This is a genomic window from Phenylobacterium sp. (genome assembly GCF_046463815.1).
In the GTDB taxonomy this organism is placed as follows: Bacteria; Pseudomonadota; Alphaproteobacteria; order Caulobacterales; family Caulobacteraceae; genus Phenylobacterium.
Genome location: NZ_JBKBRO010000013.1, coordinates 35,001 through 49,995 on the forward strand (window position 1 = coordinate 35,001; position 14,995 = coordinate 49,995).

Genomic DNA, 14,995 nt, shown 5'->3' on the forward strand with positions numbered 1-14,995 from the left:
ACGCCTGCCCGGTGCCGGAAGGTTAAAAGGAGGGGTGCAAGCTCCGAATTGAAGCCCCGGTAAACGGCGGCCGTAACTATAACGGTCCTAAGGTAGCGAAATTCCTTGTCGGGTAAGTTCCGACCTGCACGAATGGCGTAACGACTTCCCCACTGTCTCCAGCATAGGCTCAGCGAAATTGAATTCCCCGTGAAGATGCGGGGTTCCCGCGGTCAGACGGAAAGACCCTATGAACCTTTACTGCAGCTTCGCCTTGGCGTTAGCGGCAACATGTGTAGGATAGGTGGGAGGCTATGAAACCGGGGCGCCAGCTCTGGCGGAGCCAACCTTGAAATACCACCCTTGTTGCCGTTGACGTCTAACCGAGGTCCGTTATCCGGATCCGGGACATGGCGTGGCGGGCAGTTTGACTGGGGCGGTCGCCTCCCAAAGTGTAACGGAGGCGCGCGATGGTGGGCTCAGAGCGGTCGGAAATCGCTCGTCGAGTGCAATGGCATAAGCCCGCCTGACTGAGAGACTGACAAGTCGATCAGAGACGAAAGTCGGCCATAGTGATCCGGTGGTTCTGCATGGAAGGGCCATCGCTCAACGGATAAAAGGTACTCTAGGGATAACAGGCTGATTTTGCCCAAGCGTCCACAGCGACGGCAAAGTTTGGCACCTCGATGTCGGCTCATCACATCCTGGGGCTGGAGCAGGTCCCAAGGGTTCGGCTGTTCGCCGATTAAAGTGGTACGTGAGCTGGGTTCAGAACGTCGTGAGACAGTTTGGTCCCTATCTGCCGTGGGTGTACGAAGCTTGAGAGGATCTGTCCCTAGTACGAGAGGACCGGGATGGACACACCTCTGGTGGACCTGTCGTGGCGCCAGCCGCGCAGCAGGGTAGCTAAGTGTGGAATAGATAACCGCTGAAAGCATCTAAGCGGGAAACTAACCTCAAAACAAGGCTTCGCTGAGAGCCGTGGTAGACCACCACGTTGATAGGCCAGATGTGGAAGTGCGGCGACGCATGGAGCTTACTGGTACTAATCGCTCGATCGGCTTGATCGTTCTTATCAAAACTCATGAGAGCCTTGTCTTTGCTCTCTGATGTCGTCTCGACAAAGCATCCGCTTCGTTGACCTGGTGGCTATGCCGAGAGGTCCCCACCCGATCCCATTCCGAACTCGGTCGTTAAGCCTCTCAGGGCCGATGGTACTTCGTCTTAAGGCGCGGGAGAGTAGGTCGCCGCCAGGTCTACCAAGCGGATGCAATGATCCAGAACCCTTCAAAACACGATCACTAACACCGGCTTTGCCGCGGGGTGGAGCAGCCCGGTAGCTCGTCAGGCTCATAACCTGAAGGTCACAGGTTCAAATCCTGTCCCCGCACCCAAGATCGATCGGCCCTCGCGCACCCCGCGGGGGCCGTTTGCGTATGTGCGGCCGCCGGGACGGACGCCTCGCAGCGGCGGATTACGGCGAATTATCTTGGCCTTAGGACCTGCGCGCGACAGAAGGGGCCGACGCTGGGGGGCGTCGTCCTGCGCTCGAGGAGCTGAAGCGTGATCGGCCTTGCCCTAGCCGCCAACCTGGTCGTGGCCCAGGCGCCGGAACTTCCGCGCCTGCCGGAGATCCGGCGCGATCCCCAGATCACCTATGTGGACCGGTCGGGCGCCGTGATCGGGGTGCGAGGGGGCCGCTACGGCCCGCCCGTGGATCTCGCCAAGCTGCCGGCCTATGTGCCGGCCGCCTTCGTGGCCATCGAGGACCGGCGGTTCTACGAGCACAACGGCGTCGATCCCCGCGGCATCGCCCGCGCCGTCGTCGTGGCGGTGGGCGAGGGGCGGGCGACCCAGGGCGCGTCCACCATCACCCAGCAGCTCGCCCGCAACCTGTTCCTCAGCCAGGACCGCACCCTGGAGCGCAAGGCGACCGAGATCGCCTACGCCCTGCAGCTCGAACGCGCCTACACCAAGAAGCAGATCCTCGCCCTCTATCTCAGCCGGGTCTATTTCGGCTCGGGCGCCTACGGCCTGGAGGCGGCGTCCCAGCGCTATTTCAACAAGCCCGCGTCCCGCCTGACGGTCCGTGAGGCCGCCATCCTCGCCGGCGTGCTGCGCTCGCCCACGAACTACAACCCCGCCGAGGAGACCGAGGCCGCGCTCCAGCGCTCGAAGCTGGTGCTGGAGGCCATGGTCGAGACCGGCGCGCTCACGCCCGCCGCCAAGGCCAAGGCGCTGGCGCAGACCCCGCGCATCTACAAGAATCCGCCAGCGGAGCCTGCCGAATACTTCATCGACTGGATCGACGGGAACGTCCGCCAGACCGTCGGCAAGGTGAAGGCCGACATGGTGGTCGAGACCACGCTCGACCTGCAGATGGAGATGGCCGCGGCCGACGCGGCCAGGAGCACCGTGGCCCGTCACAAGGCCGCTCGCGCCGAGCAGGCGGCGGTCGTGGCCGTCGACGGCCTGGGTCGCGTGCGGGCGATGGTGGGCGGCCTGGACCATAGCGCCGCGCCCTACAACCGCGCCGCCAGCGCCAGACGCCAGGCGGGCTCGGCCTGGAAGCCGTTCGTCTACCTGACGGCGCTGGAAGCGGGCTGGACGCCCGATACGCCCGTGGTCGACGAGCCGGTGACCATCGGGACCTGGTCGCCCGAGAACTACAGCCAGACCTTCCTGGGCCCCATCACGCTCGAACAGGCGGTGGCCCAGTCGATCAACACCGTGGCCGCGCGCGTGGCCGACGAGGTGGGCCGCCCGGCGGTGGCCGCCACGGCGCGGCGGCTGGGGATCGCCTCGACCGTCAACACCGACCCGGCGATGGCGCTGGGAACGACGCTCGTCTCGCCGCTGGAGATGACCACCGCCTATGCGGTGCTGGGCAACGGCGGCTACCGGGTCCAGCCCTATGGCATCGAGCGCATCCGCACGCGGGCGGGCGTGACCCTTTACCAACGCAAGGCGCCGGCGCCCGTGTCTGTCGTCGGCAATCCGCCGCTCAGCGACCTGAACCGGATGCTGCGCACGGCGATCACCTCGGGAACCGGGGCGCGGGCGAGGATCCCGGGCTACGACCTGGCGGGCAAGACCGGCACCACCTCCGACTACAAGGACGCCTGGTTCTGCGGCTACACCGGCGGGCTCGCCGCCTGCGCCTGGGTGGGCCGGGACGACAACACGCCCATGGGCCGGATCACCGGCGGCGGCGCGCCGGCGGAGATCTGGCGGGGCTTCATGACCACGGCGCTGAAGCGCATTCCGGTGATCCCGATCCCCGCCGGGCCCGCCGTGCCACCGCCGCCGCCCGAAGAGGTCGCCCCCGAGGCGCCCCCACTCGAACCCGCACAGGCGGCCGAAACGCCCGCCCAGGACTTGCCTCGTGACCCCACGGGAGGCTAGCCCTAGGACAAGGGGAGAGCCGATGCGCCTGAGGACCTGGACGAGCGCCGCCCTCGCGGCCGGACTGGCGGGCGCCGCGGCGGCCCAAGGCCCGAACCTGGCGGGCCAGATGAAGCATGTGGTGAACCCGGCCGCGCTCGCCTTCTGGGCGGCGGGCAACGAGCCGCCCGAGCGCGAGACGCCACAGGCCGCCGAGGCGCGCTGGCGCGCGGCCCAGGCCGCGGCGAAGGTGCTGGAAGCCGAGGGTCGGAAGCTCGCCCAGGCGCCCTATGCCCGCCCCGGACGCTGGACGGAGTTCGCCGAGGCCATGGCCCAGGCGGGCGCCTCGGCCGGACCCGCGCTACAGGCCCGCGATGCGGAAGGGGCGTTCGCGGCGGGCGGCCGGCTCTACGATTCCTGCGACGGCTGCCACAAGGTCTACGCCCCCGTGCTGCGCTGAGGGCGCCATACGGCCGCCGCGATGCTCGGCCAATCCGGTGGAGGTCGCCCCTTCCGGAGTTGCGCATGCGCCGTCTATTCCTCGTCTTCACCGTCCTCGCCGTTCCGACGCTGGCCCACGCCGAGCCGGTGTCGGAGGCGCGCTCGGCCGTGGGCGCGTGCCTGGCGGCGATCATCGACGGGGCGCCGGTGCCCGACCAGATCAAGGGCGACAACGCGGAGATCCGGCGGGAGAGCCAGCCCGCCACCTGCACCGTGACCGTCACCGGCGGCGAACCGGCGGCCGTGCGCGCGGGCGTGATGGAGGCGCTGGAAAAGCGGGCCGAGCGCTTCTCGCCGGCCAAGACCCGATGGGATGCCGGCGCCTTCGCCAGCCGCGAGACCTTCTGCAGCCTGCCGGCGCGGCGGTCGTTCAACGTACTCGTCAGCACCGCCAGGCCCGGCGAGCCTCTGACGCTGACCGCCACGGTGCTGGAGACGAAGGAGCGGGATGCGCGCTGCGACCGCGACGAAGGCGTGCAGAGGCCCCTTCTGACGAACTAGGCGTTCCGCGCCATCAGGCCGCCGTCCACCGGGATGGTCGCGCCGGTGATGTAGGAGGCGGCCGGCAGGCAGAGGCTGAGCGTCATGTGGGCCACCTCCTCGGGCGTCCCATAGCGGCGCAGCGCCGTGCGCCGGCGCGCGAAGGTCTCGCGGTCGACCTCGGACAGGCTCTCGGTCATGCCGGTGAGGATCGGCCCCGGGCAGATGCAGTTGACGGTGATCCCCTCGGGACCGAGTTCGACGGCCAGCGCTCGGGTGAGGCCCGTGACGCCCGCCTTGGCCGCCGCGTAGGGGCTGTCGCGCGAGGTGGCGCCCAGGGCTTCGGTGGAGGCGATGTTGACGATCCTGGGGGCCGTGGAACGGCGCAGGTGGGGCAGGGCGGCGCGGACCAGCCGCTGGTGGGCGGTGAGCAGGACGGCCATGGCGCGTGTCCAGACGTCCTCGTAGTCCTCGGAATCTATGGGAGAAAAAGCCGATATACCGGCGTTGTTGACCAGGATGTCGAGGCCGCCGAACCGCTGGGCGACCTCGTCCACCACGCGGCGGATGGCGGCCGGATCGGAAACGTCCAGCGTCCAGGCCTCGGCGCTGAGGCGGTGGGCCTTCAGGGCTTCGGCGACGGCGGCCGCGCCGTTCGCGGAGACGTCCGTGACGGCCACGTGGGCGCCCTCGGCGGCGAAGAGTTCGGCGGTGGCCTTGCCCATTCCGCCGGCGGCGCCGGTGACGAGGACGACGGAGCCTCGGACGGAACGGCTGGTCATGACAGCGAAAGGCCTCCGTCCACGATGAGGGTCTGGCCCACGACGTAACCGGCTAGCGGCGAGGCGAGTAGCAGGGCGGCGCCCGCCATGTCCGCGGGCGTGCCCATGCGGCCAAGGGGGATGGCGCGGATCGCCGCCTCGCGGCGTTCGGGATGCCCGGTCGTGACCTTGGTGAGCTTGGTGTCCACGAGGCCGGGCGCGAGGCCCACGACGCGGATGCCCTCGGGCGCCCAGGCCTCGCCCAGGGTCTTGGTCAGGCTGACCGCGCCCGCCTTGGAGGCGGCGTAGGCCGGGTTGCCCCGGTTGGATTGGAAGCCCGAGACGGAGCTGACGATGACGATGACGCCCCGGCGGGCGGTCAGGGCCGGCCTGAACTTGCGGGCGCAGTCCATCAGGCTGTCCAGGTTGACGGCCATCACCCGGTCCCAGCCCTCGGGTTCGAACTCGGCCCGGCGGTACTGCACCGTCCCCTGGCAGAGGATCAGCACGTCGAGGGGGTCGATGGCCGGCGCGGCGGCGATCTGCGCGCGGTCGCCGACATCCACCATGGCGTAGGCCAGGCCGGTCAGGTCGGAACCCTCGACACCGGCGTAGTCGGCCGCCGTGGCCTGAGTGCCCCAGACGTGGACGGCGGCGCCATGCTCGCGGAAGCCGTGGGCGATCCCGTTGCCGATGCCGCTGGAGCCGCCCACCACCAGCACCGTCTTGCCGCTGAAATCGAGCGCGTCCATCGGCGTCCTCCCGCCGCCATGCTCCGCGCGGGAAGGCGGACGGTCAACGATGACGCCGGGTCAGGCTTGCCAGGGCGCGCGGGCGGGAGAAGCATGCCCGTCAAACCGCGAGGGAAGCATATGCCCGAACTGCGCACGGTGGACGCCGGCGAGGTCCGGATCAGGGTGGCGACCAAGGGCGAGGGGCCGCTCGTCCTAATGGTGCACGGCTTTCCCGAGAGCTGGTTCTCATGGCGCCACCAGATCGACCCGATCGCCGACGCCGGTTTCACGGCGGCGGCCATCGACGTGCGCGGCTACGGCGGCTCGGACAAGCCGTATCCCGTCGAAGCCTACGCCATGGAGAAGCTGACCGCCGACGTGGCCGGGGTCGCCCAGGCGCTGCAACCGGGGAAGCCCGCCATCCTGATCGGCCACGACTGGGGGGCGCCCATCGTCTGGAACACGGCGCTCACCCGGCCCGAGGCGGTGAGCGCGGTGGCGGGCCTTTCGGTGCCGTACCTGGGCGTGCCCACGCGGCCGTTCACCGAGGTGTTCGACGCGCTGTTCACGCAGAAGGGGCGGTTCTTCTACCAGGCCTGGTTCCAGAAGATCGGGCCGCCGGAGGCGGAGGCCGAGGCCGACGTGCGCGGCTTCCTGCGCAAGTTCTACTACGCCATCTCGGGCGACGCCCCGCCGGACGCCTGGCCACAGAAGGCCGCGGATGCGACCCTGCTGGAGGGGCTGGTCGACCCCGATCCCTTCCCCGCCTGGCTGACCGAGAACGAGCTCGACTACTACATCGCCGAATTCCGGGAGTCGGGCTTCCGCGGGCCCATCAACCGCTACCGCAACCACGAGCGGGACTTCGCCTGGCTGCAGGGCTTCAAGGACCGGGTGATCGAGCGGCCCGCGCTGTTCATCGGCGGGACCAAGGACCCGGCCAGCACGGCCTTCGGCGGCATCGCCGATCCGATCGCGGCCATGCGCCCGTTCGTCCCGGACCTGCGGGGCGGCCACATGCTGGAGGGCTGCGGCCACTGGACCCAGCAGGAGCGGCCGGACGAGGTGACGGCGCTGCTGCTCGACTGGCTGAAGGGACTCTGATGATGATCGAACTGTGGCACTGCCCCGACGCCCGCTCCTTCCGCCCGCTCTGGGCCCTGGAGGAGCTGGGGCTGCCCTACGAGCTGCACCTGCTGCCTTTCCCGCCGCGTGTCCGCCAGCCCGAGTACCTGGAGGTCAATCCGCTGGGGACGATTCCCGCCATGAAAGACGGCGCGACCTTCATGACCGAGTCCGCGGCCATCGTGCAGTACCTCGTGACCCGCTACGGGCCGAGCGAGCTGGCGGTCCCGGCGGACGATCCCGCCTACGGCGCCTGGCTGAACTGGCTGCACTTCGGGGAAGCGACCCTGACCTTCCCGCAGACCCTCGTGCTCCGCTACCGCACCTTCGAGCGCGGCCGCGCCGACCAGGCCGCCGACGACTACGCCAAGTGGTTCCTGAGCCGCCTGCGCCACGTCGACCGAGCTCTGGCCCAGAGCGATTGGCTATGCGCCGACAGGTTCACGGCGGCTGATATTTCAGTGGGTTACGCACTTCTCCTGGCGAGCCATCTGAAGCTATCCGAGGCCTTCACCCCGGCCATCGCCGCCTATTGGGAACGGCTCAAGGCCCGCCCCGGCTTCCAGGCCGCCAGGGCCGCCCAGAAGATGGACCTCGCCGAGGCGCTGTCCTCCTGACCGTGACGTGACGGAAGCTTACGTGGGGGCGCGCTTGCCCGCGTTCCGCTTTGGCCTAGGCTTTCCCCAAGACCCGAGCACAAGGGGAGGAAAGCCATGAGCCCGGCCGACGATCCAGGCGCCGCCGCGACCAAGCCGCCCTTCAAGCCGCTGCCCCAGAAGGCCCCGGACGTGACCGTCGAGCGCCGGGCGGACGGCTCCTATCTGATCCGCTCGAACCATCCACCGGGCGAGGGACCGCGCTCCATCGCCCACCTGCTGGCCGACCGGGCCGGCCAGCATCCCGACCGGCCCTACATCCTGCAGCGCGCGCCGGGCCACGGGCCGTGGGTCGGCGTCACCTACGGCGAGGCCCTGGCGGCGGCCGAAGGCATCGCCCAGTCGTTGCTGGACCTGGGGCTGACGCCCGCCGACAGCGTCATGGTGCTCTCGGCCAATTCGGTGGAGCACGCCCTCGTCATGCTGGGCTGCTACACGGCCGGGATCCCGGTGGCGCCGATCAGCCCCGCCTATTCGCTGATGTCCACCGACCACGCGAAGCTGAAGCACTGCTTCGAGACCGTGAAGCCCAAGGTGGTGTTCGCCCAGTCGAGCGAGATGTTCGCCCGGGCCTTCGAGACCCTGCGGGCGCTAGACCCACGTCTCGTGTTCGTCACCGTGGATGGCGGGAACGGCACGGTTCCGCTGTCCGAGCTGACCGGCGCGCGGGCCACCTCGACGGTGCACGAGGCGCGAGAGCGGCTGCATCACGGCACGGTCGCCAAATACCTCTTCACCTCGGGCTCAACGGGCATGCCCAAGGGCGTGCCCCAGACGCACGGCATGTTCGCGGGCGTCATCGCCGGCCAGGAGGGCCTGCGCGACGAGGACCCCGATCCGGACAACCCACCCCAGGCCCTGGACTGGATGCCCTGGAGCCACATCTCGGCGGGCAATATCGCCTTCAACGGCAACCTGTGGGCGGGCGGGACCCTGCACCTGGACGAGGGCAAGCCGATCCCGGGCATGTTCGAGACCACGATCAGGAACCTCTACGAGGTCTCGCCGATGGTGTTCGGCTCGGCGCCGGTGGCCTTCGGCATGCTGGCCGAGGCCATGGAGCGAGACCCTGTCCTCAGGGCCAGCTTCTTCCGAAACCTGCGCTACATGGGCTACGGCGGCGCCACGCTCTCGAACGACATCTACGAGCGGATGCAGGCCCTGGCTATCGCCGAGACCGGCCATCGCATCCCGCTCACCACCATGTACGGCGCGACCGAGACGCAGGGGATCACGGTGGTCCACTGGATCACAGAGCGGGTGGGCCTGATCGGCCTGCCGCTGCCGGGCATCACGCTGAAGCTCGTCCCCAACGGCGCCAAGCTGGAAGTGCGGGTAAAGGGGCCGACCGTCACCAGCGGCTACCACAACGATCCCGAGAAGACCGCGGCGGCCTTCGACGAGGAGGGGTTCTACAAGCTGGGCGACGCCTGCCGCTTCCTCGATCCCGAAGACCCCAAGCAGGGCCTGGTGTTCGACGGCCGGGTGACCGAGGACTTCAAGCTGGACAGCGGCACCTGGGTCTCGGTGGGGACGCTCAGGCCCGACCTCGTGGCCGCGTGCAGCCCCTACGTTTTCGACATGGTGCTGTCGGGCCAGGACAAGCCGTTCGTCGGCGCCCTGGTGTGGGCGGCGCCGGCGGCGATGGCGGCGCTGGGCGAGGACCCGCTCGGCACGCTGACGGCGATCCTCAAGGAACGCTTCCGGGCGTTCAACGCCGCGGCCGGCGGCTCGTCGCGCCAGATCGGACGCTTCGTGATCCTGACCGAGCCGCCATCGATCGATGCGGGCGAAATCACCGACAAGGGCTATGTGAACCAGCGCGCCACGCTGGAACGGCGCCAGGCGCTGGTGGACGCGATCTACGCCGACCCGCCCGGGCCGGGCGTGGTCGTCGTGCGGGAATGAACGGAGTGTCTGAGATGAACGATCGGGTGAGCGTGGACATCCAGGGCGGCGTCGCCGACGTGCGCCTGGTGCGGGCCGACAAGATGAACGCCCTCGACAACGCCATGTTCGGCGCCCTGATCGAGGCCGGCGAGCGGCTGAAGGGCGAGACGGGCGTCCGCGCGGTTGTCATCTCGGGCGAGGGCCGCGCGTTCTGCGCCGGCCTCGACATGGGCAACTTCCAGTCCATGGCCTCGGGCGAGCGGACGGGCGGCGGCAAGGGCTCGGCCGGGCCGCTGCTGACGCCCGACCGCACGCCGGGCGGCTCGAACCGCGCCCAGCACGCCTGCATGGTCTGGCGCGAGATTCCCGTGCCGGTGGTGGCCGCGGTCCACGGCGTGGCGTTCGGCGGCGGGCTTCAGCTCGCCCTGGGCGCGGACCTGCGGTTCGTCACGGCGGATGCGCGGATGTCGGTCATGGAGATCAAGTGGGGCCTGGTGCCCGACATGGCCGGGATGGTGCTGACCCGCGGCCTCGTGCGCGACGACATCATGCGCGAGCTGACCTGGAGCGGTCGGGTGTTCAGCGGCGAGGAGGCGGTTCAGCTCGGCTTCGCCACCCGCGTCTGCGCCGACCCGAGGGCCGAGGCGCTGGCCTTCGCCCGCGACGTGGCGGGCAAGAGCCCGGACGCCATCCGCGCCGGCAAACGGCTGCTGAACCTGATGGGCCGGGGGGACCAGCACGAGATCCTTCTGGAGGAGAGCCACGAACAGGCCGCCCTGATCGGCTCGCCCAACCAGGTGGAGGCTGTGATGGCCAATCTCCAGAAGCGGGAGCCCGCCTTCAAGGACGCCGCGACGTCGAAGGTGGAGGCCTGAGGGGGGCTTTCGAAGCCAAAGACTCCGGGGGGCGTGTCGCCGCCCGCCCGGAGCCCTCTCCCCCCGGAGGTCCTAGCGCGAGGCGACCTGCGTCGGCATGGCCGCGAGCGCCGGGTTGCGCGACTGGCTGAGCGCGGCGGCGATGGTGGCCTCCATGCACGAGGCCCGCATCTCGCGCGGGAAGGCCGAGCTCATGGTGGCCCGCGCGCAGACCGACTTGGCGGCCTTCACGATCTCGGCGTGGAGCTGCTCGGGGCTCTTGCCGGCGGTCGAGATGCGCATGGTCTGGGCGCCGGCCGGAGCGGCGATCAGCGTGGCGACAGCCGCGGCGGCGGCGGCGAAGACGAAACGGTTCATGGGTTTGGTTTCCGGGTCAAAGGGTTGCGACAACCCCTTTCCGGCGTTCCTCTCGGGCGGCGGCCGGCGACTGACGTCCGGCTGGCGCGTCCTTGAGTCGGAGAATCCACGCCGTCGCTTCGCTTCGCAACTGCGATGGTGCGGCGCAGCATGAAGTTCGTGGAAGCTGCGCGGCGTGTAGGCGCCGGTCGCCCGCGAATGCGTCAGCCGCGGCCGATGAACGGCATCTGGGTGGCCATGACGGTCATGAACTGCACGTTGGCTTCCGGGGGCAACCCGGCCATGTAGAGCACCGCGTCGGAGACGGCCTTCAGGTCCATGACCGGTTCGGGCTTCAATGTCCCGTCGGCCTGGGGGACGCCCCGGGCGATGACGCGGGTCATGTCGGTGGCGGCGTTGCCGATGTCGATCTGGCCGCAGGCGATGTCGTAGGCCCGGCCATCCAGCGAGGTGGACCGCGTGAGGCCGGTGATCGCGTGCTTGGTGGCGGTGTAGGCGACCGAGCGGGGGCGGGGGACATGGGCCGAGATCGAGCCGTTGTTGATGATCCGCCCGCCGCGCGGGTCCTGGTCCTTCATCAGCCGGAAGGCGGCCCGCGTGCAGAGGAAGGCCCCGGTGAGGTTCACGTCCACCACCCGCTTCCAGGCGTCGAGCGCATGGTCCTCCAGGGGAACGGGCGGCGCGCCGGTCCCGGCGTTGTTGAACAGCAGGTCCAGCCGGCCGAAGCGGGCCTTGGTCTGGGCGAACAGGGCGTCGACCGCCGCCTCGTCCGCCACGTCGGCGGGAACCACCAGGGACTCGCCTGTCGAGAGGGCGGCGGTCTCCTCCAGCGCCTCGCGCCGGCGGCCGGCCAGGACCACGCTCCAGCCGGCGTCCAGTAGCGCCAGGGACACAGCCCGGCCGATCCCGCTGCCCGCGCCCGTGACGATGGCAACCTTGCCCATTGCGCAGCCCTTCTCCGATGGTTAGCCAAGCCTCGCCATACCAGACTTACGAGGGATCATGCCCGACCTTCCGCCGCCGCCCGCCGCCGACGTCGAAGCCGTCGTGGTCCATGCGCCGAGGCTGGCCCCGCTGGGGGGCGAGGCCGCGTTCAGCGCGGTGCGGATCGGCCCCGAGATACTGGGGGAAACCCCGCGCCTGGACGAGGCCCTGAAGACCGCGCCCGGCGTCTCGCTGTTTCGCCGCACGGGCAGCGAGGCGGCGAACCCGACGACCCAGGGCCTGTCGCTGCGCGCGATCGCGCCGTCGGGGGCGGGCCGGGCGCTGGTCACCCTGGACGGCGCGCCGCAGAACGATCCCTTCGGCGGCTGGGTGATCTGGAGCGCCCTGCCGCCCGAGGGGCTGGACGGGGCGACGGTGGTGCGGGGCGCCGGAGCGGGGCCCTATGGCGCGGGCGCGCTGACGGGCGTGGTGGCGCTCCAGGAGCGCGGCGCGCGGGACGGGCTGGCGGCGCTCGACGTCTCGGCGGGCGGGCGCGACAGCTACCGGGCGGCGGTCTCGGGCGGGACCGAGCACGTCCTGCTGACGGCGGCGGCCTCGAAGACCGACGGCTACCACGCCGTACGCGGCTCCCGGCGGGGCGCGGCCGACGCGCGGGTGTCGCTGGAGGACGCCTCGGGCGCGCTGCGGCTGCAGCACGACTTCGACGGAGTCCAGGCCGCTGCGCGCGTCTCGGCCTTCAGGGAGATCCGCGGCGCGGGCCTCGTGGGCGCCCGCTCGGTCGCCTCTGGCCAGTCGGCCACGGTGACGCTGGCGCGGCCGGCGGATGTGGGCGTCGGCGGCTGGCGGCTCCAGGCCTGGGTGCGCGAGAGCGACCTGAAGAACAGCTCCGCCGCCGTCGCCGCCGGGCGCACGGGCACGACGCCCGCCAACGACCAGTACAAGACGCCGGCCACCGGCTATGGCGTCAACGCCGCCGTCCAGGGCCGGCTGGACGGGATCGCCTGGGAGGTCGGGACCGACGTGCGCTGGACCGACGGGACGGTGCATGAGCGCTTCCGGTTCATGAACGGCGCCTTCACCCGCGATCGCGAGGCGGGGGGCAAGACGGTGGTGGGCGGGGTCTACCTGGAGGCGGCCTACGACCAGGGGCCGTGGCTGCTGACCGGCGGGGCGCGGATCGACCGCTCGAAGTCCAGCGACGCGGTCCGCCGTGAGCGGGATATCGCCACGGGGGCGCTGACGCTGGACCAGCATCCTGAGGGCTCGGCCGACACCACGCCCACGGGCCGCCTGGGCGTGCGCCACGACCTTTCCGACGGCCGCTATGTGCGGGGCGCGGCCTATGCGGCGTTCCGGCCGCCGACGCTGAACGAGCTGCACCGGCCGTTCCGGGTCGGCAACGACATAACCGAGGCCAATCCGGCGCTGAAGCCCGAGACCCTGCAGGGGATCGAGGCGGGCGTGGGCGGCGAGGGAAAGGTCGCCTGGAGCGCCACCCTGTTCTGGAACCGGCTGAAGGACCCGATCACCAACGTCACCATCGGCTTCGGGCCGGGGACCTTCCCCACGGCGGGCTTCGTGCCGGCGGGCGGGGTGCTGCGCCAGCGCCGCAACGCTGGCCAGATCGAGGCCTGGGGCGTCGAGGCCGAGGCGTCGGGCGACCTTTGGGCCGCGCTCTCCTGGCGGGTGGCGGGCGCCTTCACCGACGCCGAGGTGGCCGGCGGAACCGCCGCCCCGCAGCTCACCGGCCTCAGACCGGCCCAGACGCCGAAGTACACCGTGACCGGCGGGCTCGAATGGCGTCCCGCCGCGGCGCTGAACCTGTCGCTGGACGCCCGCTACGAGAGCGCCCGCTGGGAGGACGACCTCAACAGCCGCCGCCTGAACGCCGGGGTGCTGGTGGACGCCCGCGCCGCCTGGCGGCTGTCGGAGACCTCCGAAGTCTATCTGGCGGCCGAGAACCTGACCGATGAGGCGCTGGAGGTGGGCGAGACCGCCGACGGCGTCGAGAGCTACTCGGCGCCCCGCACGATCCGCGTAGGCTTCGCGATCCGGCGCTAATCCTTCTTGGGCTGGGCGGCGCCGACCAGGGCGGCCAGCTCGGGGCGGATGTCCTCGGCGCCCTTCTCGGCGATGTGCTGGGCGATGCGCGCGCCCATGGCGGCCATGGTCTGGCCGGTGAACTCGGCCTTGTTCCTGGCCACCCAGGCGATCGAGGCGTCGCGGTTGTCGTTGAGCTGCTGGAACTTCGGAAAGACGTAGCGCGCCATCAGCTCGTAGGACCGCTTCTTGGCCTCCCACGGCGCCCAGTTGTGGTCCATCAGCAGGAAGCAGCCGAAGCCGCCGCTCTGGTCGACGAGCTGCTGGATGCGGGCGGCCGCGTCGTCGGGCGTGCCGATCACCGCGGTGCCGCTTTCGATCAGCGCCTTCACTGGGTCGGGCCCCTCGGGCACGACAGGCAGGTTGGCGATCTCCTTGAAGTAGTAGATCCACTTTTCCAGGCCGAACCGGCAGTCCTCCATGGCCTGTTCGCGGGTCTCGGCGATGTGCATGGGGCCCACCAGGCGCCAGGCGCTGCGGTCCATGGTCTGGCCGTGCTCGGCGGCCTGCTCGCAGGCGATGTGCCAGTTCGACGCCAGCGCGTTGAAGGCGGCGGTCCCCGTGGCGCCCAGCGACAGCAGGCCCACGCCGTGGCGGCCAGCCGCCCGGGCGCCCGTGGGCGAGACCTGGCTCGCCACCGCGATCTCCACCGAGGGGCGGGAGTAGGGCGTCATCTGCAGCCTGGCCTGCCACAGCTCGAACCAGTCGGACTTGTGGGTGACCTCCTCGCCGCGCATCAGCCGGACCAGGACCTCCAGGGCCTCGTCCATGCGGTCGCGCTGCTTGGCCACCGGAATGCCCATCATGAAGGCGTCCGAGACGAGGGCGCCGGGCCCCACGCCGAACATCACCCGGCCGCGGGTCATGTGGTCGAGCTGGTTGATGCGGTCGGCCAGCATCAGCGGGTGGTGGTAGGGCAGGGACGAGACGCCGGTGCCGAGCTTGATGCGGTGGGTGCGCCCGGCGGCGGCGGCGATCATCAGCTCGGGGCTGGCGATGAGCTCGTAGCCGGCCGAGTGGTGCTCGCCGAACCAGGCCTCGTCATAGTCCAGCCGGTCCATGTGTTCGACGAGTTCGAGGTCGCGCTCGAGGGCGAGGGTGGGGTTCTCGTCCACCGGGTGGAAAGGCGCGATGAAGGCGCCGAAGCGCAGGCGCTGGCCGAACATGGGTTCCCTCCGAGGCGCGTGTGTCCGCGCTTATCGGCGATC

13 protein-coding genes, 1 tRNA gene and 2 rRNA genes (1 of these 16 running past the window's edge) are annotated in these 14,995 nt (G+C 70.3%); 11 read left to right on the top strand and 5 right to left on the bottom strand.

All coding sequences use genetic code 11. The features are described 5' to 3' along the window. From ACK4TT_RS10290 to ACK4TT_RS10315, 6 genes are all read left to right on the top strand, one after another. Nucleotides 1–1,049: ribosomal RNA gene (locus tag ACK4TT_RS10290) — 23S ribosomal RNA — on the top strand (it extends 1,738 nt beyond the left edge of the window). 71 nt (nucleotides 1,050–1,120) lie between these two features. After that, nucleotides 1,121–1,235: ribosomal RNA gene (gene rrf / locus ACK4TT_RS10295) — 5S ribosomal RNA — on the top strand. A gap of 61 nt (nucleotides 1,236–1,296) precedes the next feature. Beyond that, a tRNA-Met gene (locus ACK4TT_RS10300) sits at nucleotides 1,297–1,373 on the top strand. 169 nt (nucleotides 1,374–1,542) lie between these two features. After that, the gene (locus tag ACK4TT_RS10305) at nucleotides 1,543–3,384 is read left to right on the top strand and encodes a transglycosylase domain-containing protein (RefSeq protein WP_410212951.1); all 1,842 of its coding nucleotides are present in this window, start codon (nucleotides 1,543–1,545) and stop codon (nucleotides 3,382–3,384) included. A gap of 22 nt (nucleotides 3,385–3,406) precedes the next feature. Next, nucleotides 3,407–3,823: a hypothetical protein gene (locus ACK4TT_RS10310; RefSeq protein ID WP_409639193.1), complete on the top strand. Its 417-nt coding sequence runs from the start codon at nucleotides 3,407–3,409 to the stop codon at nucleotides 3,821–3,823. 65 nt (nucleotides 3,824–3,888) lie between these two features. Then, nucleotides 3,889–4,365 (top strand): hypothetical protein, encoded by a 477-nt coding sequence (locus ACK4TT_RS10315; RefSeq protein ID WP_410212952.1) that lies wholly within the window; start codon nucleotides 3,889–3,891, stop codon nucleotides 4,363–4,365. Here ACK4TT_RS10315 and ACK4TT_RS10320 read toward each other — a convergent pair. Both ACK4TT_RS10320 and ACK4TT_RS10325 read right to left on the bottom strand, forming a co-directional pair. Beyond that, on the bottom strand, nucleotides 4,362–5,126 hold the full coding sequence (locus ACK4TT_RS10320; RefSeq protein ID WP_409639199.1) for an SDR family NAD(P)-dependent oxidoreductase: 765 nt from the start codon (nucleotides 5,124–5,126) through the stop codon (nucleotides 4,362–4,364). The genes ACK4TT_RS10315 and ACK4TT_RS10320 overlap by 4 nt on opposite strands. Continuing rightward, on the bottom strand, nucleotides 5,123–5,857 hold the full coding sequence (locus ACK4TT_RS10325; RefSeq protein ID WP_409639202.1) for an SDR family NAD(P)-dependent oxidoreductase: 735 nt from the start codon (nucleotides 5,855–5,857) through the stop codon (nucleotides 5,123–5,125). Before ACK4TT_RS10325 ends, ACK4TT_RS10320 begins: the two co-directional genes overlap by 4 nt. A 120-nt stretch (nucleotides 5,858–5,977) precedes the next feature. On the opposite strand from ACK4TT_RS10325, the gene ACK4TT_RS10330 reads away from it, so the two are divergent. From ACK4TT_RS10330 to ACK4TT_RS10345, 4 genes are all read left to right on the top strand, one after another. After that, nucleotides 5,978–6,943: an alpha/beta fold hydrolase gene (locus tag ACK4TT_RS10330; RefSeq protein WP_410212953.1), complete on the top strand. Its 966-nt coding sequence runs from the start codon at nucleotides 5,978–5,980 to the stop codon at nucleotides 6,941–6,943. A 2-nt stretch (nucleotides 6,944–6,945) separates the two neighbouring features. Continuing rightward, complete coding sequence (locus tag ACK4TT_RS10335; protein ID WP_410212954.1) at nucleotides 6,946–7,581, top strand: glutathione S-transferase family protein; 636 nt, start codon at nucleotides 6,946–6,948, stop codon at nucleotides 7,579–7,581. Between the two features lie 96 nt (nucleotides 7,582–7,677). Further along, nucleotides 7,678–9,528, top strand: a complete 1,851-nt coding sequence (locus ACK4TT_RS10340; RefSeq protein WP_410212955.1) for an AMP-binding protein — start codon at nucleotides 7,678–7,680, stop codon at nucleotides 9,526–9,528. A gap of 14 nt (nucleotides 9,529–9,542) precedes the next feature. Then, complete coding sequence (locus tag ACK4TT_RS10345) at nucleotides 9,543–10,385, top strand: crotonase/enoyl-CoA hydratase family protein (protein ID WP_410212956.1); 843 nt, start codon at nucleotides 9,543–9,545, stop codon at nucleotides 10,383–10,385. 72 nt (nucleotides 10,386–10,457) lie between these two features. On the opposite strand, the gene ACK4TT_RS10350 is transcribed toward ACK4TT_RS10345, so the two are convergent. Continuing rightward, on the bottom strand, nucleotides 10,458–10,742 hold the full coding sequence (locus tag ACK4TT_RS10350) for a hypothetical protein (protein ID WP_410212957.1): 285 nt from the start codon (nucleotides 10,740–10,742) through the stop codon (nucleotides 10,458–10,460). A 203-nt stretch (nucleotides 10,743–10,945) separates the two neighbouring features. Then, nucleotides 10,946–11,686 carry an SDR family oxidoreductase gene (locus ACK4TT_RS10355; protein ID WP_409639220.1) on the bottom strand — a complete coding sequence of 247 codons (741 nt, stop codon included), beginning with the start codon at nucleotides 11,684–11,686 and terminating at the stop codon, nucleotides 10,946–10,948. 58 nt (nucleotides 11,687–11,744) lie between these two features. Between ACK4TT_RS10355 and ACK4TT_RS10360 the strand changes: the two genes are divergently transcribed. Continuing rightward, complete coding sequence (locus ACK4TT_RS10360; protein ID WP_410212958.1) at nucleotides 11,745–13,748, top strand: TonB-dependent receptor; 2,004 nt, start codon at nucleotides 11,745–11,747, stop codon at nucleotides 13,746–13,748. Here ACK4TT_RS10360 and ACK4TT_RS10365 read toward each other — a convergent pair. Further along, nucleotides 13,745–14,953 carry an LLM class flavin-dependent oxidoreductase gene (locus tag ACK4TT_RS10365; protein ID WP_410212959.1) on the bottom strand — a complete coding sequence of 403 codons (1,209 nt, stop codon included), beginning with the start codon at nucleotides 14,951–14,953 and terminating at the stop codon, nucleotides 13,745–13,747. The genes ACK4TT_RS10360 and ACK4TT_RS10365 overlap by 4 nt on opposite strands. Between the last annotated feature and the right edge of the window lie 42 nt (nucleotides 14,954–14,995).

Bases quoted from the DNA above. Each gene is read 5' to 3' on its own strand.
- ACK4TT_RS10355 (WP_409639220.1), bottom strand. From the start codon at position 11,686: ATGGGCAAGGTTGCCATCGTCACGGGCGCGGGCAGCGGGATCGGCCGG.
- ACK4TT_RS10310 (WP_409639193.1), top strand. From the start codon at position 3,407: ATGCGCCTGAGGACCTGGACGAGCGCCGCCCTCGCGGCCGGACTGGCG.
- ACK4TT_RS10350 (WP_410212957.1), bottom strand. From the start codon at position 10,742: ATGAACCGTTTCGTCTTCGCCGCCGCCGCCGCGGCTGTCGCCACGCTG.
- ACK4TT_RS10335 (WP_410212954.1), top strand. From the start codon at position 6,946: ATGATCGAACTGTGGCACTGCCCCGACGCCCGCTCCTTCCGCCCGCTC.
- ACK4TT_RS10340 (WP_410212955.1), top strand. From the start codon at position 7,678: ATGAGCCCGGCCGACGATCCAGGCGCCGCCGCGACCAAGCCGCCCTTC.
- ACK4TT_RS10325 (WP_409639202.1), bottom strand. From the start codon at position 5,857: ATGGACGCGCTCGATTTCAGCGGCAAGACGGTGCTGGTGGTGGGCGGC.
- ACK4TT_RS10315 (WP_410212952.1), top strand. From the start codon at position 3,889: ATGCGCCGTCTATTCCTCGTCTTCACCGTCCTCGCCGTTCCGACGCTG.
- ACK4TT_RS10320 (WP_409639199.1), bottom strand. From the start codon at position 5,126: ATGACCAGCCGTTCCGTCCGAGGCTCCGTCGTCCTCGTCACCGGCGCC.
- ACK4TT_RS10345 (WP_410212956.1), top strand. From the start codon at position 9,543: ATGAACGATCGGGTGAGCGTGGACATCCAGGGCGGCGTCGCCGACGTG.
- ACK4TT_RS10330 (WP_410212953.1), top strand. From the start codon at position 5,978: ATGCCCGAACTGCGCACGGTGGACGCCGGCGAGGTCCGGATCAGGGTG.
- ACK4TT_RS10360 (WP_410212958.1), top strand. From the start codon at position 11,745: ATGCCCGACCTTCCGCCGCCGCCCGCCGCCGACGTCGAAGCCGTCGTG.
- ACK4TT_RS10365 (WP_410212959.1), bottom strand. From the start codon at position 14,953: ATGTTCGGCCAGCGCCTGCGCTTCGGCGCCTTCATCGCGCCTTTCCAC.